At 50.6% G+C, this 17,832-nt stretch carries 18 protein-coding genes; all 18 read left to right on the forward strand.

Going from position 1 to position 17,832, the window contains the following annotated elements; genetic code table 11:
* Nucleotides 1-15: 15 nt before the first annotated feature.
* The 18 genes from CIC07_RS06290 to CIC07_RS06375 all read left to right on the forward strand — a co-directional run bounded on the left by CIC07_RS06290 (nucleotide 16) and on the right by CIC07_RS06375 (nucleotide 17,829).
* On the forward strand, nucleotides 16-576 hold the full coding sequence (locus CIC07_RS06290) for a VanZ family protein (RefSeq protein ID WP_076359423.1): 561 nt from the start codon (nucleotides 16-18) through the stop codon (nucleotides 574-576).
* 30 nt (nucleotides 577-606) lie between these two features.
* Entirely contained in the window at nucleotides 607-1,107 is a 501-nt protein-coding gene (locus CIC07_RS06295) for a hypothetical protein (protein WP_083688677.1), read from the forward strand.
* 46 nt (nucleotides 1,108-1,153) lie between these two features.
* A complete protein-coding gene (locus tag CIC07_RS06300) occupies nucleotides 1,154-1,360 on the forward strand; it encodes a hypothetical protein (protein ID WP_076359425.1) in 207 nt (68 codons plus the stop codon).
* A gap of 27 nt (nucleotides 1,361-1,387) precedes the next feature.
* Nucleotides 1,388-1,609: a hypothetical protein gene (locus CIC07_RS06305; protein WP_157742030.1), complete on the forward strand. Its 222-nt coding sequence runs from the start codon at nucleotides 1,388-1,390 to the stop codon at nucleotides 1,607-1,609.
* A gap of 32 nt (nucleotides 1,610-1,641) precedes the next feature.
* Nucleotides 1,642-1,851, forward strand: a complete 210-nt coding sequence (locus CIC07_RS06310) for a hypothetical protein (RefSeq protein WP_076359426.1) — start codon at nucleotides 1,642-1,644, stop codon at nucleotides 1,849-1,851.
* Between the two features lie 101 nt (nucleotides 1,852-1,952).
* Nucleotides 1,953-2,756: a hypothetical protein gene (locus CIC07_RS06315; RefSeq protein WP_076359427.1), complete on the forward strand. Its 804-nt coding sequence runs from the start codon at nucleotides 1,953-1,955 to the stop codon at nucleotides 2,754-2,756.
* Complete coding sequence (locus CIC07_RS06320) at nucleotides 2,753-3,031, forward strand: PqqD family protein (protein ID WP_076359428.1); 279 nt, start codon at nucleotides 2,753-2,755, stop codon at nucleotides 3,029-3,031. Before CIC07_RS06315 ends, CIC07_RS06320 begins: the two co-directional genes overlap by 4 nt.
* A gap of 13 nt (nucleotides 3,032-3,044) precedes the next feature.
* On the forward strand, nucleotides 3,045-3,500 hold the full coding sequence (locus tag CIC07_RS06325; protein ID WP_076359429.1) for a S24/S26 family peptidase: 456 nt from the start codon (nucleotides 3,045-3,047) through the stop codon (nucleotides 3,498-3,500).
* 36 nt (nucleotides 3,501-3,536) lie between these two features.
* Nucleotides 3,537-5,846 (forward strand): ABC transporter ATP-binding protein, encoded by a 2,310-nt coding sequence (locus CIC07_RS06330; RefSeq protein WP_094248357.1) that lies wholly within the window; start codon nucleotides 3,537-3,539, stop codon nucleotides 5,844-5,846.
* A 2-nt stretch (nucleotides 5,847-5,848) separates the two neighbouring features.
* Nucleotides 5,849-6,352 (forward strand): DUF1854 domain-containing protein, encoded by a 504-nt coding sequence (locus tag CIC07_RS06335; RefSeq protein ID WP_076359432.1) that lies wholly within the window; start codon nucleotides 5,849-5,851, stop codon nucleotides 6,350-6,352.
* 440 nt (nucleotides 6,353-6,792) lie between these two features.
* Complete coding sequence (locus tag CIC07_RS06340; protein WP_076359433.1) at nucleotides 6,793-7,041, forward strand: hypothetical protein; 249 nt, start codon at nucleotides 6,793-6,795, stop codon at nucleotides 7,039-7,041.
* A gap of 186 nt (nucleotides 7,042-7,227) precedes the next feature.
* The gene (locus CIC07_RS06345) at nucleotides 7,228-8,184 is read left to right on the forward strand and encodes an ABC transporter ATP-binding protein (protein WP_076359434.1); all 957 of its coding nucleotides are present in this window, start codon (nucleotides 7,228-7,230) and stop codon (nucleotides 8,182-8,184) included.
* The gene (locus CIC07_RS06350) at nucleotides 8,168-8,980 is read left to right on the forward strand and encodes an ABC transporter permease (RefSeq protein WP_234993093.1); all 813 of its coding nucleotides are present in this window, start codon (nucleotides 8,168-8,170) and stop codon (nucleotides 8,978-8,980) included. The genes CIC07_RS06345 and CIC07_RS06350 overlap by 17 nt, the downstream gene beginning before the upstream one ends.
* 465 nt (nucleotides 8,981-9,445) lie before the next feature.
* On the forward strand, nucleotides 9,446-11,635 hold the full coding sequence (locus CIC07_RS06355; protein WP_083688681.1) for an S-layer homology domain-containing protein: 2,190 nt from the start codon (nucleotides 9,446-9,448) through the stop codon (nucleotides 11,633-11,635).
* Nucleotides 11,636-11,760: 125 nt separating this feature from the next.
* On the forward strand, nucleotides 11,761-12,378 hold the full coding sequence (locus tag CIC07_RS06360) for a hypothetical protein (RefSeq protein WP_076359437.1): 618 nt from the start codon (nucleotides 11,761-11,763) through the stop codon (nucleotides 12,376-12,378).
* 223 nt (nucleotides 12,379-12,601) lie between these two features.
* Entirely contained in the window at nucleotides 12,602-13,846 is a 1,245-nt protein-coding gene (locus CIC07_RS06365) for a glycosyltransferase family 4 protein (protein ID WP_076359510.1), read from the forward strand.
* Complete coding sequence (locus CIC07_RS06370) at nucleotides 13,800-15,086, forward strand: glycosyltransferase (RefSeq protein ID WP_076359438.1); 1,287 nt, start codon at nucleotides 13,800-13,802, stop codon at nucleotides 15,084-15,086. The genes CIC07_RS06365 and CIC07_RS06370 overlap by 47 nt, the downstream gene beginning before the upstream one ends.
* A gap of 46 nt (nucleotides 15,087-15,132) precedes the next feature.
* Nucleotides 15,133-17,829 carry a bifunctional glycosyltransferase/CDP-glycerol:glycerophosphate glycerophosphotransferase gene (locus tag CIC07_RS06375; RefSeq protein ID WP_159442457.1) on the forward strand — a complete coding sequence of 899 codons (2,697 nt, stop codon included), beginning with the start codon at nucleotides 15,133-15,135 and terminating at the stop codon, nucleotides 17,827-17,829.
* Nucleotides 17,830-17,832: the final 3 nt, after the last annotated feature.

Consider the following 17,832-nt stretch of genomic DNA (forward strand, 5'->3'; position numbering starts at 1 on the left):
GGGGGATCTCAGCCGATGAAGGGAGCCTACGCGCCAGCGATGGCCAAGAAACCGTCTGCTGCCGGCGCCGCATGGCTGAAGCCGGTGTTATGGTTGTCCTTGGCCGCCTGGATTGCCCTGATCTTCCTGTTCTCTTCGCAGTCCTACCAGACGCAGACGATCAAGCCCGCGCTGGAGAGGAGCTTCACAGCCGAGCAGGCGGCGGCGTTCCTGCCCGACCTCGGGTTCACCTACAACGGGCATGAGTATGACACGGCCGCCGATCCTTACGACGTCCTGGAGTTCATCTTCCGCAAGTCGGCGCATCTGTTCGTCTATGCGGTGCTTGCAGGAATGGCCTGGTCTCTGCAGCGGTCCTACCGCATCTATCCGCCGATTGTTCTGTTCAACGTCGTCGCGCTCACTTTGCTGGTCGCTTGCGGCGACGAGTTGAACCAGCAATTCGCAACCATGCGTACCCCGAACCCCGAGGATGTGCTGATCGATCTGATCGGCGGCAGCCTCGGGGTCTTCATTCTATATAGCATCTCGATCGGCCTCCGCTGGTCTAGATCCCTGTCCGGCCGCATATCCTAAGGCACTTTTGGCGGACAGGGGGTCATGTCGTTGTTCCGGAGAAGAAGGAGATTTCCGGTCTTCAAGCTGCTGCTTGCGGCAGCCGGGCTGCTGATGGCCTGGATGCTGGTCAGGGGCATATCGGGACTGGCGGAGGGGAACGGTTCGGGGGACGCCCGTGAAGTCGTGGAGAGCTTCTATACGATGGAGCGGGAGGGCAACTTCGGAGGGTCCTGGGAGCTGTTCCATTCCCAGATGAAGGAGCATTTCACCAAGGACAGCTACATCCAGAAGCGAGCCCATGTATTCATGCAGGACTTCGGCGTCAAGACCTTCAGCTTCAAGCTCGGAGGCGGCAAGACGGTGAACGGCTGGCAGATGAGCGCGGACAGTCCGGCGCTGCCGGAGGTCTATGCCGTGCCGGTGACGATGCTGTACGAGAGCAGTTTTGGCGTTTTCGATCTCGAGCAGACGGTCTACGCGGCGAAGGAAGGCGATGAATGGAAGATCCTCTGGTCATATCAAGGGAATTCCTTGAAGGAATCCTCTTGACGTGATACAAAATGTATCGTAAATTGGAGAAAGGAGGTGGAGAATCATGAAGGCGTACAATCCTCCTAAGGTCATCCTGCATCAATCCGTTGAATTCGGAACGATCAACATCAGCAACAACTTTTTCTACAAGTGGTGCAAGCAGTTCAACTTCCGTCCGTTTATTTGCAGACTGTTCTACGGCAGCGGAAGCATCGGCGGAGCGAACGGCATCCATACACCGTTTGACGGTGTGAAGGGAACGCCTAAGTGAGCCGAACCAATAGGAGTGGGACGCGAGGTGGGTGTCATGAAGTCGTATCAGTCTCCCCGGATCATCATGCATCAGGCGGTTGAGTTCGGCACCGTCAATATCAGCAATAATTTCTTTTATGAATGGTGCAAGTGCTACAACTTCAAGCCGTTCATTTGCAGGCTGTTTTATGGCAATATCGGCCCCAAAGGAGCATCAGGCATCTCGACTCCGCTTGATTTCCCAGAAGGCTGGATTCCGAAAAAATAGGTTGATCAGCTTTCTGGATGAGGTGGATGTCGATGAAGCCGTATATGGCTCCAGCTGTACTTATGCATCAGACGGTCGAGTTCGGAACCGTCAATATCAGCAACAACTGGTTCTACAAATGGTGTGTCAGCCAAGGAATGAAGCCGTTCATCTGCAAGCTGTTCTACGGCTCGAACCCGGGCAGTCCTTGCGGCTGCAGCAAGCCGCTCGGGTATCTGGACCGTTACGACGGTCCGAAGTAATCCACCGCACCGGCAATCCTGAGGGGGAACGGGCTTCTAGCCGCCGTTCCCCTCTCTCGGAGCATCGATGCGGCGAATTGTCACATATGGGGTGATACAATATGTATCTGTATACGTCGAGAATCAGGGATCACCGGCTTGTTTTCACCGTCCAGACCGAGCATCTGAAGGAATGGATCGCCAGCCGGTTCCCGGAAGAAACGGATGAGCCGACGGACGGCAGCGGCCAAGCCGTCGAATCGATCCATCTGTACATAACGGATTTCTACGGCTCCATGTACGATGACGGTCCCGTGGAGATCGAAGACAACGGCGAGACGGTGACGTACAAGCGGATCGACTACCGGATGGAAGTCTCGGCCGATTACGGCAGCGTCGATCTGAAGGTATTCGACGATCTGGCGCTCAAGCATGCGCTCATCGCCTGGTACAGCGCCTGGCTGATCCACCGTCGCAAAGGCTTGCTGATCCATTCCTCCTGCGTCGTGGAGAACGGCAAGGCATGGATCTTCGTCGGCCACTCCGGCGCCGGCAAGTCCACGGTCGCCGAGCTGTCGGCGCCGCGGCCGATCTTGTCCGACGAGGCGACTCTGCTGCTGTTCGACGGCGAGGGCGGCATCGTCATTCAGGACTCGCCGCTGCGCAGCGAGAACGAGGAGCGGGGCGAGGCGAGCAGCTGCCCGCTTGGCGGCATCCATTTCCTCATCCAGTCGCCGGATGTGCAAAGAGTCCGGCTGGGCAAGGTGGACACCTTGATCGGCCTTATGGACAAGGTGTTCTATTGGAAGCACAGCAAGCTGGAGACGGGCAAGATGATCGCGGCATGCCGCGAGGTCGTCGAGAAGGTGCCTGCGTACAATCTCTATTTTCAAAAAAACGATGCGTTCTGGGGGCAGATTTCATGACGATATCGGCAGGCCGGATCCTGCGCCGGCAGGAATCCGTCGAGTCGGCGGAGATGGACGGGGAATGGGTGCTGCTTGATCTCGACAGCCATTCCATTACCAAGGTCAACGAGCTGGGCGGTTATATCTGGGAGCAGCTGGAGCATCACAACACGATTGAGCGGCTCATCGACAGGATCGCCTCCGAGTACGATGTGGACCGCGAGGTCGCCAGGAGGGATGCGGAGGCGTTCATCGCGGAGCTGATCAAAGTGGGACTGGTCACGCATGGATAGCAGGGGAGAGGATATGGCTCCGATCGTTGCCGCCTTGCTGCGCAAGCGCGGCAGCATCGAGCTGCCGTCCTTCGGGATGAGCATGTATCCCCTAATCCAGGAAGGCGATGTCAGCCGGTTCGTCACGACGGATGTCGCGGATCTGGCCGTAGGGGATGTATGCTTGTTCGTCAACGCCTATGGAATCATGACCGGACACAGGCTGGTCGCCATAGGAAGCGAAGACGGAGACGATGTTTTTCTGTTCCGGGGGGATACGAGCTTCATCCCGGATGATCCCGTGCCTGCCGGAGCGATTCTGGCGAAGTGGACGGGAGTCAGGAGCGGCTCGGGATGGAAGCTGGATAGCGGGTTCCGCTCCCGGGCGCTGCGCCTGCTCGTGCTTCGCATCCCGCTGACGCGCAAGGTGCTGCGCAGGCTGGGCAATTGGAGCATGTCCAGGAAGCCTCTCTACCGCTCCACATCTTAGTGCGCCGGAGCTGAGCGCGGAAAGGCCGGTAGCAATATGGCAAGGACACCGAAGCAGCAGAAGGCTTCACTCGAAGGCGAGGCGCCGGGAGCGGCCTCCGCTCTCAGGCAGAGGCTTGATGGAGCCTGGCTCAAGCTGAGCGGGGACATCAACGAGGCGCGCCAATTCGAGTCTTATCTCATCCTGTTCACCGACCGGGAGGTCGCGGTTCTGAACGACAGGGGGCAGCTGCAGCGCAGATACCCCAAAGGGACGATCGACGATATCGAATTCCGCCAGGCTTTGTCTGGCGGCGCTTTGATCCTGATGACGAGGGACGGCATGCGGGAGGCGGGCCGCTTCTCCTCCGGCCATGCGGAGGCATGCGCCAAGGCGATGCCGGCCATCCGGGCCTGGCTCGACGAGCCGGTGCCTGTTCCGGGCTTCTCCGCGTTGCTGGAGACGTCCGCGCCACCGCCCGTCAGCGGGCGGCATGGCCACGGCGGCGAAGCCGAGCGCGAGCCTGGCGCGGACGCCCGTCAGCGGGAGGGCAGAGCCTGCGCCGTCTGCGGCAGGCGCCTGCTGCACCGGCGGACCAAGTGCCTGCGCTGCAGCAACAAGGCCAAGATGTTCCGGCGCATACTCGCTTATGCATCGCCTCACCGCAAGCTGATGAAGGCCAGCGGCATCCTGCTGCTGCTGAGCATTCTCCTCGAACTGCTCCCCACCTATCTCATGAAGCTCCTGATCGACAACTTCACCTTGGGCGGAAACGCATCGGCGCTTCTCCTGCTCATCGGCGCGATGGCCGGCGCCCATCTGGCCGGAACCGGCTTGTCCATGGCCAGAAGCTATATCGGCCTGCGCTTCGGCGGCAAGCTGATGGGCGATATCCGCAAGGATGCGTTCGCCTCGCTGATGCGGCTGTCGCTCGGATTTTTCGACCGGAGGCAGGTATCCCAGTTCATCGGGCGCGTCCAGAACGATACGGAGGAGCTCAAGCAGTTCCTGACGGAGGGATTCATCCAGATCCTGTCGCAGGTTCTGATGGCGGTCGGGGTGCTTGGCCTGCTGTTCTACCTCAACGCGCCTCTGACCTGGATGATCCTGATTCCGCTTCCCTTCCTCGCTCTCGGGATGCTCTGGCTGTGGCCGCGCGTGCAGGTCATGTGGTACTCGCAGTGGATGGGCACGATGGGAGTCAACAATGTCATCGGGGAAACGCTCCAAGGCATCCGGGTCATCAAGGCGTTCGCCCAGGAGAAGAGGGAGAAGGAGCGCTTCGGCAAAGCCAACGATCTGCTCGTCAAGAAGATGATTTCCATGGGCAATATGTGGATCGGCATCTCGCCCGTCTTCTCTCTCGTCATTGCGGCCTTCGGGCTGCTCGTCTGGTATATGGGCGGCAGGCATGTCCTCGACGGCAGCATGTCGCTGGGATCGCTGACGGCCTATGCTTCCTACCTCGTCATGTTCTTCGGCCCGCTGCAGTTCATGGGCGCTTCGCTCGGGATGATCAACCGCGTCATGGGATCGGCGGAGCGGATCTTCGAGATCATGGACGCGCCGAGCGACACTCCGGACAGCGAGCATGCTTCCCCGCTGCCGGCCGTCCAGGGCGAGATCCGGTTCGAGGGCGTGAGGTACGGCTACGACAAGCAGCGGACGGTCCTCAAGGGAATCGATCTCGCCATCCGGCCCGGCGAGATGGTCGGCCTGGTGGGCCATTCCGGAGCGGGCAAGACGACGCTGATCAACATGGTCTGCCGCTTCTACGATCCCGATGACGGCCGCATCTGCCTGGACGGGGTCGATCTGCGGGATATCCGGCAGGAGAGCCTGCGCTCCCATATCGGGGTCGTGCTGCAGGAAACCTTTCTGTTCGACGGCACGATCGCCCAGAATATCGCCTACGGCATGAAGGACGCGACTCCCGAGCGGATCATCGAGGCGGCTCGGATCGCCAACGCCCATTCCTTCATCTGCGGCTTTCCCGAAGGCTACGAGACGAGGGTCGGGGAGCGCGGGCACCGGCTGTCGGGCGGGGAGAAGCAGCGGATCGCAATCGCGCGGGCCGTGCTGCTCGATCCGGCGATCCTTATCCTCGACGAGGCGACAGCTTCGGTCGATACCGAGACGGAGCGCGAGATTCAGGAAGCTCTTGCCCGCTTGATCCGCGGCAGGACGACGATCGCGATCGCGCACAGGCTGTCCACGCTCCGCGGGGCGGACCGGCTCATCGTGCTGGATAACGGCCGCATAGCCGAGACAGGCACGCATGACGAGCTGTACAAGAGCAAAGGAACCTATTACAGGCTGGTCGAGTCGCAGAAGCAGATGACCGAGTCGCCTTCGGAGGTGGGATAGGAATGACGAACAATCTCGTTTATATGAACCGCTCCAAGCCGGACGACGTGCTGCTGTACCACAACCGCGAAGGCTATCTGAAGGCGGTGCGCGGCGGCGAGCAGATGGGAAGGGTGAAGCTGGTCCGCTGCTTCCCCTACTCCTTGCCGGATCGGCTCATCTCCATCCGATCCTGCGAGGACAACATGGAGATCGCTTTGCTGGCCGAGCTGGATCTGCTGGAGGAGGAGAGCCGCCAGGCCGCCGTCCTGGAGCTGGAGCGAAGCTACATCATTCCCAGGATCGAGCGGATCGTGGCCATCCGCAAAAAAGGCTCCGAGTGGATCTGGTCGGTCGAGACGGATTATGGACCGAGCACGCTGCGCATGAGCATCCTCCATGAAGGCATCCATGAGCTGTCCGAAGACAGATGGATCGTGACGGACGACGACGAGCGGCGGTACGAGCTGTCCGGGCTGGAGCGGATGGATCGGAACAGCCGGGAGCAGTGGGGCAAGATCAGCTGAGGACGAGAATGGAGCCTGTAGAAATGAACCGCAGAGCCTCGTATGCAATGCCTAACGGTATTGCATACGGGGCTTTTTGATATATTATTATCCCGAGAAGGAATCCGGCTATTTTCGTCAAATATGTAAGCGTATTCATCCAATAGAGGCATTCGACAAAAAAATGAGTTTTAGCCCTTGACGGGAATCGAGATTTGTCATAAATTATAGAAGGAGCTATGATACAAATCGTAACAATGAATGAGATTGATTACGAGCCGTATACAGCTGTCCGTCATGCAGCAAAATCCTGTCGTTGATGTCGTCGGATGAGGTCATAGTCATGGCGGGGTTACAGCCGAGAAGAAGCAGTCGCCCGCGAATCCTGAGCTATTGGCCCAGGAATCAGATACATTTCGTAACCCAAGCCGTCCTATTTTTACTCCAAGGAGAGATGCAGCTTGACTGAGCAATTCCACTGCGTATGCTGCGAGAAGTTGATGTCCCGCCAGGAAGCGGAGATGCTGTTCAAAACCGGTTTCTACCGCCGTTCCTACCGTCTCGGTTACTGCCGTTCCTGCGCCTTGAGCCAGGATGCGGATGATTCGGACAGCGGCGTTGCCCATATCGAGATCGTGGCCTTGCCTGCGGAGCGCAGGACGAGAGAGGGAAGCGGATTTATCGGGCGCGGCAAGATTCTGACTGCCTGACTTTACTCAGAGGCTGATCCTGCCTGAGCAAGGCAGGTTTTTTTTTGCCCGGATCCGCTCCTGCATGCGTGCGGCAGCCTGGGGAATGCTTTCCCGACCAAGGTCCAGGTTCCACTTACCCTGCTTGATGGTCTATAATACAACAGGATATGTAAACGGCTGGAAGGTCGATGAGGAGGTGCAAGTTTGGAGACGAGCGCGATCGTTCAATTCAGGAACGTGACCAAGAAAATAGGCGGCAAGACCATTATCGACGGCCTCACTCTGGATTTGCCGCGGGGTGAAGTATTCGGCTTTCTCGGTCCGAACGGATCGGGCAAGACGACGACGATCCGGATGATGGTGGGCCTGATGAGAATGACGGAAGGCGAGATCCGCATCGGCGGAGCCAGCATCGCCACGGACTATGAGAAGGCGATCCGCCATGTAGGGGCCATCGTCGAGAACCCGGAGATGTACAAATACTTGACGGGGTACCAGAACCTGCTTCACTTCGCTCGGATGATTCCGGGAGTCGGGCGGAACCGCATCGACGAAGTCATTCGTCTTGCGGGGCTGGACAAGCGGATCCACGACAAGGTGAAGACCTACTCGCTGGGCATGAGGCAGAGGCTCGGCGTCGCCCAGGCGCTGCTGCACAAGCCGTCGCTGCTGATCCTGGACGAGCCGACCAACGGCCTTGATCCCGCCGGCATCCGGGAGCTGAGGGATTACCTGCGGAGGCTCGCCGAAGAGGAAGGGATTACGGTGTTCGTCTCGAGCCATCTGCTCTCCGAGATGGAGCTGATGTGCGATCAGGTCGCCATCATCCAGGCAGGCAAGCTGATCGATATCCGCTCTCTGCGCAGCGGCGGGGGGACTCAGGAAGCGGTGCCCGTACCGGTCCAGTTCGAGCTCGACCGTCCGGACGATGCGCTGGCGGTCATCCGCCAGTCGATCCGTCCTGCCGGAGATGACGGGGGCAGGGAGATCCACGCAACGGTAAGGGACGGCCTGCTGGTCATCGACGCGTTGCGCGAGGATATAGCGGAGCTCAACGCTCTTCTGGTGAAGGCAGGCATCCGGGTATACGGAATCAGGTCCAAGGCGAAGTCGCTCGAGGATCAATTCCTGGAAGTCACGGGAGGTGAGTCGGTTGTTTGATTTCGGGAATCTCGTGCTCAACGAGAACATGAAGATCTACCGGCGCGCCCGGGTATGGATCATGTGGGGACTCATGATACTTGCGGTTGCCGCCGTATCGGGAATCGCCTATGCATCCAGTACGAATACGCCTTCCATGTGGCAGATGCTCAGCATCGAGACGATCGTGATGATGCCGCTGGTCAGCATTTTCGCCGTCATTGTCGCCGCTGACATCGTCGCGGGAGAATTCACGGCGGGAACGATCAAGCTGCTGCTGATCCGCCCATGGTCCCGTTCGAAGATTCTGCTGTCCAAGTACGCGGCGACGCTTCTGTTCGGATTTTTCAGCATGGCGCTGCTGTATGCCGCGCTGCTGCTGGTCAATATCATCTTCTTCGGCTACGAGAAAGGCGTCAAGGCGGCGGAAGTGTTCGGAGCTACGGACCCTGCGATGTCGGCCTGGTCGTATTTCAATCAGTCCTTCATCATGCAGTTCATCTCCCTGATCGTGACCGTCACGCTGGCATTCATGATTTCCTCGGTGTTCCGCAGCGGCGCCCTGGCGATCGGACTTTCCTTGTTCGTCGTGCTGATGGGCAAGACGCTCGGCCAGCTGTTCGGGCTGATCGACCGCAAATGGGTCGATTACGTGCTGTTCCAGCATCTCGATCTGACCCGATACATCGGCATGGGCTCCAGCGGGACGAGCGACGGCATGACGCTGGGCTTCTCTCTCGCCGTCCTTGCCGGCTATTATGTCATCTTCATGGCGTTGTCATGGTTCGTGTTCACGAGACGGGATGTCGCCGCTTGACGGCTTTGTTTAACCGATAAACTTAAGTAATTTTATGGAAAAAAATAAGTGAGCCTCCGGATATGTCGGTTTCTCCTGTTAAGGAGGGGCGGACATCGTCCTGGAGGCTTTTTTCGGTGCTTTAAAGAAGTAATGAATGAAATTTTCAATTCCTTAAAAAACATGAATTAATGTTAAATAATCAATCTGAAAATGTTGAAATCCTAAAAATATAGATTAATTTATATAATAATTATTTGTATTTAATGATTCGAACGAATGCGAAAAATAGGAGAATTCGACCATACAAATATTGAAATAAACATAATAACATAGCGATATATAGGCGTTAATCCCTAGTTGTCTGACTCGTTTTAGGACTTAAGAAATATAATAAATCGGGATTTTTCCTTGACCATTGTCTAAATATGGTGCTAGTATGGCCTAAGATTAATTTTCCATATATACAACAAATGGGGTGAAGAGATGAGTAAAAATAAAGTTGGAAAAAATATAATTAAATGTACAGTAGCTGCTACTGTGCTGGCGGGCGGTCTCTCAGGAATTCCTCTTTCTACGAATGGAGTTTCTCAACTGCTCGGTGTCCCGGTTGTCCGTGCAGCGAGCAGTACGACACAGACGGATGTGCTGGGGAAAATCAAGCAATTGCACGAGGCTCTCGATGCTGCGGGGAAAGAAAATCTTGAGGCCGCGTTAAAGGCTATCCAAGCGGTTCCAGACGACAGCAAGCATGATCTGATCCGGCCGGTAATGGGGAAATTCAATCTTACGGAAGATCAGAAGCATGTTCTCGGAGATCTGGCAAATGAAATCCTCTACCTGAACTATGATCCAGAAGGCGCATTCCTCGAAAAGCTGCGCAGCAATGAGGCGTACCGAAAGGTTCTTGTTGAACTTTCCTCTGCAGCCGGACTGGATACAAGTGTAAGTGTAGACGCTGTAATCGAATACTTCGTACATATCCAAGACCTCGCTCAGACCAAGCTGCTTGCCTTGAGCGCCGTTGAACTCTCTGCTCTGACCAAGGACGAGTCCAAGCAGGAGGCGTTTTTGGAATCGCTGCTGGCTGACGTTCGAAAAGAAGAAAACAGCCCGGTAAACAAGCTGTTCAATCACTACGGAATCAATTCCGAGGATCTGAAGGCAGTAAAAAACAACATCAGGGATGCAATCGGCGAGCCTGTATATAGCGCTGCCGTCAATTCACTGGTCAAAGCTTATTTCAAAATTCTTGATCTGGATGCTGCAAATCCGGGAGTTCCTGTAGATCCTGTAGATCCCGTAGATCCCGTAAATCCTGTAGATCCACCCGTAAATCCTACCTATCCAACGGTTATCGTCACGCCTCCTGCATCGGATTTGGATTCGACCTTCAACCAGCTTCTCCAAAAGCTGGCCAATGCATCGGATTCCGAGAAGCAGGAGCTTGTGAAGCAAGCCGTCCAGCTGGCCAATGAAGAGCTGAAGAAAGTTCAAACCTTGGATGCATCCAAGCTTGCCGTAGTTGCCGGCAGCGAGGCGTTGGTAGAGCTGGGTCCTGAGCTGAACGATCTGCTGGACAAAGCAAAGGCTATTCTGGACAAGCTTGCTGATTTCCTGAATAAAGCGGGCTCCAAGGAAAGCCTTCCATCCGTCGCATTCAAGATTGATTTAGGGAATGTAGCCCAGGAAACGGTCACGCTCAAGATTCCGGAAGCATCCATGCAGAAGTGGGGAGCGATTCCATTCGGTTCTCTGGATGTAACCGTGAATGGCTTGACCGCATCCTTCCCTCGTGCGGATGAGTTCCAAAAATCGTTTGCCTTCACGATCAAGCAGCAGGATGCTTCTCAGCAAGCCAGTCTGAAAGCGTACAAGGCCGTTTCTCCCGTTTATGACTTCAGCCTTACCCTTGGCGGAGTTGCGACGGAGAGCTTTGATCATCCGATCAGCCTGTGGATTCCGGTTGCAGCTTCGGCTGGAGTGGACAAGGAGCTGCTCAGCGCAGCCCGCATCGATAACGGGAGCTTGAAATTCCAGGGCGGGGAGCTGAACGGGGACTACTTGGTTGAGCCGCGCAATCATTTCTCTTCTTATGTTGTCTTGGAGAACAAAGTCGCTTTCAACGATGTTCTCTCCGTAAAAGCGTGGGCTGGAAGGCAAATCGAGGTTCTTGCCGCCAAAGGCGCGATTGAAGGCAGAGGAAACGGAAGCTTCGATCCTAAGGGCACCGTTACCCGGGCCGAGTTTGCGAAGATGCTGATTCATGCCTTCAATCTGGAGGGCAAATCGGAAGCGGGCTCGTTCAGCGATGTTCCAAGCCAATCCTGGTTTGCTCCGTATGTCGGGTACGCCGTCAACAAAGGAATCATCAATGGCCGGACGGCTTCGCTCTTTGCGCCGAACGCTCCGATCACCCGTGCCGAGATGGCAACGATGGTATCCCGCACGCTGAAAGCAAGCAATAAGATCAGCAAGGAAGCCGCGGCAGGGACGGACACGAATCTGGCTGCGTTCAAAGACGGCGCCAGCATCAACGCTTCCCTCCGAGAAGGCGCTGCTCTGGCAGCCAGCCTCAACATCGTCATCGGGGACAATGGCTACTTCAAGCCGAACGCTAATGCCAGCCGCGCCGAAGCGGCCGTCATGATCTACCGGGCACTGCAAGTCAAATAATGTTCTTCACTTTGGTTGAAGCATAAAATAGTCGCCGTCTTCCTCTTTTGTTTGTTCTCCTAAGAGGAAGACTTTTTAAACTTTAGCTGTCGGCTGGCTATCATTCCGACAGGGAAGGAAAGCCCATGCGAAAAAAGACAAAAGTACTGGTGTGGACGGGAGTCGTTGTTGCAGCTCTCGGTTCCGGCGGTATTGCAACGACAAATTATCTCTTGAATAAGTTTCTTGATTCCATGTCCGAGCAGGTCGTCGCGACTGCCGTCGGCAAATCAGGGGAAACGACTGCGCCAGCGGAAACTTCCGCAGATGAAGGCTCAAAGGAGAAGCAGGCGGACGGAAACGTGCAAAAAGCAGCCCAAGATACCGTTTCGTCGGGGGAAAAAGCTCCTGCAGCGAAAAAAGAAGCGGCCAAAGATCCAAAAGGATATACAGCCAATCTGACCGGAGAAAAAATCAAGGAAATAAAGGAAGATGTCTCGGTTTCGGACAAAATGGACGTCATGGCGATTCTCCTGAAAAAGCTGAGCCTGAGCGACATCCGCAAGCTACAGCAGCTGGCCCAAGGAGGCTTGACCCGCGAGAAGAAACGGGAAGCCCGCGCCATCATTCATGATAAAGTCACCCCGGAGCAGTATGACGAGCTCATCGCAATCGCCAAGAAATATGGCGTCAGCCAAGGCCGGAATTACGAAGAAGTGATCAAGCAGGAAGAACGGCTGCTCAAACAGGAAAACGGCAAGTAAAGGAATGTAAGGTAATGCCTCCTGTACCTTTATCACTGGAGACACTCGGTCATGCTGTGGGTTAGGAGACCTTAGACGTTCATCGTCGAGGGCATGATGTGAGGGCGGGTTGAATGCCCAAATTTTTTTAGTGAAGCCCCAGCTATGTATTCTAACTCGTTTAATCCTAGAATTTATAGCTGGTGCTTCAACGGAGATAACAATTAAAAGGGGGTAGTAGTTGGTGAAAAGAATATTGATCATAACACAAAATTACTACCCGGAAATCGGTAGTGCCGCAAATAGAATGACAAATATCGTAAGCGAGTTGAGGTTGAGTGGACATCATGTAACGGTGTTGACTACTGATCCAAGCTATCCCAATCGAAATATGTATAAGGATTTTAAATATTGGAATAAAAAAAACGGGAATCATGAGGTTATACGAGTTGGAATAAGAGCCAGAAGGTATACTCATAATATTTTTAATCGCTTGCTTCTGTATGCAGAAATGAATTATAAGTTTCAAAGAGAGCTTAAAAGATTAAAACCCGTTGGATATGATTTTGTTCTTGCAACAACGCCAGCGATTTTCGTTGCCTTGGCAGGAATTGCCGCGAAAAAAATGCTTAAATGTCCTCTTATTCTTGATATTCGTGATATTTGGTCAGATTCTATCAAAGGGATTGGTTTATCATCCGTTAAGCCTTTTGCTTCAATTGCTTATTTGATTGAAAAAAAAATGTATCGAGATTCAGAACATATTATTGTAAACAGCGAGGGATTTGTTCCTGATTTGTTGGAACGAGGAGTTTCAAAAGATAAGGTCAGTTTTATGCCTAATTCATTATCGGATTCGGAGTTTCTCCTAGAGAGTGATGAAATAGCTGATGATAACAGCTTCACGGTCGTTTATAGCGGCAACATAGGATTGGCGCAAGATTTGGATATTTTGCTTGAGATCGCTCAACATTTGCAAATGAATAGCGATATCAAATTTAAAATTATTGGCTATGGCTATCGATGTGAAGAGCTAAAGAAAAAGATAGAGGATCTTAAGCTCGACAACGTTCAAATACTCAAGGCTGCTAGCAAAGTTGAAACGATGAAAATCATTAAAGCGGCACATGTTGCTTTTGTGAGCTTAACGGATAATAAAGTGTTTGAAAAAGTGCTGCCTGGAAAGATCATTGATTATATGAGCGCTGGAAAACCGATTATCGGATCAGTAGGCGGCTATGCTGCGAATACGATTAAAGCAGCGGAGTGTGGGTATGTTGCTGAAAAGAGCAGCTCTGATGAACTGGTGAATTATATTCTACAACTAAAAACAAATTCAAATTTAAGGCTTCAGTTAGGGAATAACGGTCTCCGCTACGCAGAAAAAAATTTCAAGTGGAGTCGCAATATTCAGGTACTGACAGAAGTATTGGAGAAGAAGTATGAACAAGAGAGTGTGCATGTTCGTTTGGAACCACTTTACAAATGATGCTCGAGTTATGCGGGAATGCAGTACACTGGCGGAGCTTGGATATGATGTTGATTTAATTGCAATTCATACTCATGGTCTTCCTTACGAAGAAATGCTGCCAGAAGGATTTAAAGTTATTCGCGTTCGAAATCGATTCCTCTATCTAAATCTTATCAGTGGAACGGCTTTTCATTTGAAAAAAATATGGAACAAACACTTCGTGTGTAAATTGCTGATCTGCACAGTTCTCGCTGCAGGTCTTTTCTTTTTTCCACTATGGATGGCTATGCTGTTGCTTATGGGGTTGTTGATGTTTCCACAGAAGCTGAGAACAGCTTATTTAAGGATGCTTATAGCCTTGCAGATGATTGCAAAAGGAATATCACGTAAGTATGATATCTATCATTCCAATGATCTCAATACCTTACCGCAAGGCTATATATGCGCTCGTATTTTGAAAAAGAGAAAGTGGATTTATGATTCCCATGAAGTACAAACGAGCCGTACCGGATATAACAGCCCACTATACGGCATAGCGGAGAAATTCTTTGTAAAGCAAGTTGATGTCATGATAACTGAAAATCACACGAGAGCTCAATATTCTGAGCAATTATATGGGTTCTATCCTAAAGTGCTGCACAACTATCCTATTCCAAGCAAATCAGAAACGAAAAGAAAAATTGATCTGTATTCCATGCTTAATGTGCCTGTAGATGAACCCATTCTGCTGTATCAAGGCGGTATTCAGATAGGAAGAGGGCTGGACAAGCTTATTCAAGCTGTACCGCTAATGGATAGAGGCGTAGTGGTGTTGATAGGGGATGGCCGGCTAAAACCTGATCTAGTGAAAATGGTGGCTAAAATGAACTTAGAAGACCGAGTAAAGTTCTTGCCTAAAGTCCCATTGTCTGATCTCCATCATTATACTCAAAATGCATATTTAGGTTTTCAATTGTTGAACAATATATGCTTTAATCATTACTCAGCTTCTTCCAACAAATTATTTGAATATATCATGAGCACTGTTCCGGTCGTTGCTTGCAGCTTTCCGGAAATTCAGCGTGTTGTCACGGAGGAAGAGGTCGGTGTCTGTGTCGACTCCCATAGCCCGGCATCAATAGCAGAAGGTGTGAACCATCTGTTGAGGAATCCAGATGAACATAAAAAAATGCAACTAAATTGCCTGCAAGCCCGCTCCACATATAATTGGCTTAACGAGAAGGAAAAGCTGATTGAGATTTATGCACTCGTAAGCTAAGCAAATGAACAAGTATCGTGTTTAAAATTAACTGGGGATGAACAGTGTGAATTCTGCAAAACTGAGTATTGTTATTACTAGCTTTAATAAAGGCTCCTACCTGGCAGAGTGTCTTGATTCGGTAATTGAGGGTCTAAATCAAGGGGCAGAGATTATTATCGTAGATGATGGCTCTACGGATACTAGTCTTGAAATTCTCAGACCATATGCGAATTGTTATCCTAGGCTTAAGTATATTCTTCAGCGGAATCGTGGAGTAAGCGCTGCCCGAAATCAAGGGATAAAAGCTGCGAATGGACATTACATCATCTTTTTGGATGCAGATGACAGGATGGACTTAGAAGGTCTCATGCATTTGTATGAGTTGTGCAAGAAAGAAGATGCTGACACTGCGATAGGAAGCATCATTCGTTTCAATGAGGAGGAGTTGCAGGAGACAATTCCTTATTTAAAGCGAATGTTCAGTATGAATAACAAGCAAATTATTAGGCATATCTCAAAGAATCCTGAACTCAACTTGTCGCCATCCGTTTGTAATAAGTTGTTTAAACGTAGTCTGTTGTTGAAACATCAAATCTTTTTTGACGAAAGCATGATGCTCGGTGAAGATTTGCTGTTCAGTCAAAGAGCGCTTTATTTATCTCGTAATACATTAGTCAAAGAGATTATAGTCCTCCATTACCGACGTTTTCAGGATGAGATCACTTTATCCCGAGTGAATGAGACATCGCTATTTGATCGGTTAATTGTATTACAGATGAAAATCAAGCTATTATATGAGGATTTGAATGTAAGTCATCTTCTTTCTACCATTGAACTTCGCCAGTTTAAATATTTTTTGAACTCGATTTTTGAAATGAAAAAGCCAACGATACAGAGGGATCCTCATCACCTTTTTATCTTGACTGAAACTTTTATTCAAGTCCTGAAATTTGGCATGCAAATGAATGAACTGAAACTAGAAGAACAGTTGCTTGTGAAAATTATATTGAATAAGGATATAAGTTCACTAGAAAAACTGTTCATTGTTATGCAAGATAACAAGTTTGAAACAGCTTATATAGCACATGAAGGCGCATACTATCATCCCCTTTATACTTATTTTCAATCATACGAGTCTATTTTGAAAATCTGGAAGCATAAACTCATACATCGAGTTGAAATAGTAAAACAAGATGATATGAAAATATATATCGGAGGCTATGCTTTCATACATCATATTCCAGCAGATGCCTATAAAAGATATCTGGTCATCCGGAACAACGAGGTTCAGAAGAGGATTCCTTTAACGACAGCTCTACGTACCGATGTAACTTTTCTACATGCGGAAAATCGAGTCGACTATAATGAGGCAGGCTTTGAAACCCTGGAAATCAACGTGAAGGATCTTGGGTATGGAGAGTGGGATTTTTTCATTGGAGTACAGATGCATGATCAATGGATAGAATCTCCGGTATACATCCCTTTGTCTCAGCTTAGGAATTCCCTAAAACCCGTTATAGCAAATGAATTTCTTATCTCCCCTAAATATAAGATGGGGAGCTTTTTGTGTCTTGAAATTCAGCGAGTAAACAAATGGACGAATATCAGGCAGCTCATAAACGGTTTCAAGAAAGACTTTCGATATGATATAAGCTTTCTGAAAAAAAGGGATTTCCACACATTTTTCAGCATTGCTCTAATAAAATTATTAGGCCGTTTATTAAGAGGCCAACGGATATGGCTGATCGGTGAGAGAAGAGATACTGCTCAGGATAATTCCTTCCACTTGTTTAGTTATATAAGGAAATACAAAAAGGAAATCAATATTTATTATGTCATTGATAAAAGATCGAAAGATTATCAAAAAATAAAAGAATTCGGCAATATCATTCATTTCGGCTCACTTAAGCATACTTTATATTTGCTAGCCTGTACGATGACTCTTAACAGTTATATTGAATCAGCCAATATGTATACTGCAGCCTACAAAAACATTTTGAAATACTATCCTCATTGGCAGAAAAATAAAAAGGTGTTTTTGCAGCATGGAGTAATTGGAGTTAGCAGGGTCAACCACTCCCTGCATAAAAACCGTACCGGCTATTCTTTGTTTGTAACCTCTTCAGAAAACGAACGAGATCATATCTTAAGTGAATTTGGATATCAAGACAAGGAAGTAGTTGTAACAGGTTTGCCTAGATGGGACGCGCTTGAGGATGTAAGCCAAGGAAATGAGATCTTGTTAATGCCTACCTGGCGTAATTGGATCAAAACAGGGAGCCAACTTAAGGCATCCAATTATTTTCAGACCTATATGGCCTTTTTAAAAAGCAAAGAGCTTCATGAGCTTTTGGAACGAAGGAACCTTGTCATGACCTTCTATCCCCATTACAAAGTCCAGCAGCTCTTAGGAGATATCCCATTCATTCATGAGCGGATTAGAATCGTCAGGCAGGGTCAGGAAACGGTTCAACAACTCCTTAAAAGCCATCGGCTGTTGATAACGGACTATTCAACGGTATCCTATGATTTTGCTTATATGAATAAGCAAGTTTTGTTTTATCAATTTGATTACGATGAGTTTTTCTCGAGACATTACAATAAAGGTATAATTGAGATTGAATCGAAACAAGTCTGTAAAAATGAAGCTGAGTTAATAAATAAGATTAAAGAATCTCTCGAAAACAATGTTGCTAGGTATAGTATTAAAAATGAACATGATATATCAAAAAAAATAATTCTAGAACTTAGTGGTTTATGAATT

Origin of the sequence: Paenibacillus sp. RUD330, assembly GCF_002243345.2 — a bacterium.
Classification (GTDB): domain Bacteria; phylum Bacillota; class Bacilli; order Paenibacillales; family Paenibacillaceae; genus Paenibacillus_O.

Bases quoted from the DNA above. Each gene is read 5' to 3' on its own strand.
- CIC07_RS06335 (WP_076359432.1), top strand. From the start codon at position 5,849: ATGACGAACAATCTCGTTTATATGAACCGCTCCAAGCCGGACGACGTG.
- CIC07_RS06325 (WP_076359429.1), top strand. From the start codon at position 3,045: ATGGCTCCGATCGTTGCCGCCTTGCTGCGCAAGCGCGGCAGCATCGAG.
- CIC07_RS06300 (WP_076359425.1), top strand. From the start codon at position 1,154: ATGAAGGCGTACAATCCTCCTAAGGTCATCCTGCATCAATCCGTTGAA.
- CIC07_RS06330 (WP_094248357.1), top strand. From the start codon at position 3,537: ATGGCAAGGACACCGAAGCAGCAGAAGGCTTCACTCGAAGGCGAGGCG.
- CIC07_RS06290 (WP_076359423.1), top strand. From the start codon at position 16: ATGAAGGGAGCCTACGCGCCAGCGATGGCCAAGAAACCGTCTGCTGCC.
- CIC07_RS06315 (WP_076359427.1), top strand. From the start codon at position 1,953: ATGTATCTGTATACGTCGAGAATCAGGGATCACCGGCTTGTTTTCACC.
- CIC07_RS06355 (WP_083688681.1), top strand. From the start codon at position 9,446: ATGAGTAAAAATAAAGTTGGAAAAAATATAATTAAATGTACAGTAGCT.
- CIC07_RS06370 (WP_076359438.1), top strand. From the start codon at position 13,800: ATGAACAAGAGAGTGTGCATGTTCGTTTGGAACCACTTTACAAATGAT.
- CIC07_RS06310 (WP_076359426.1), top strand. From the start codon at position 1,642: ATGAAGCCGTATATGGCTCCAGCTGTACTTATGCATCAGACGGTCGAG.
- CIC07_RS06360 (WP_076359437.1), top strand. From the start codon at position 11,761: ATGCGAAAAAAGACAAAAGTACTGGTGTGGACGGGAGTCGTTGTTGCA.
- CIC07_RS06320 (WP_076359428.1), top strand. From the start codon at position 2,753: ATGACGATATCGGCAGGCCGGATCCTGCGCCGGCAGGAATCCGTCGAG.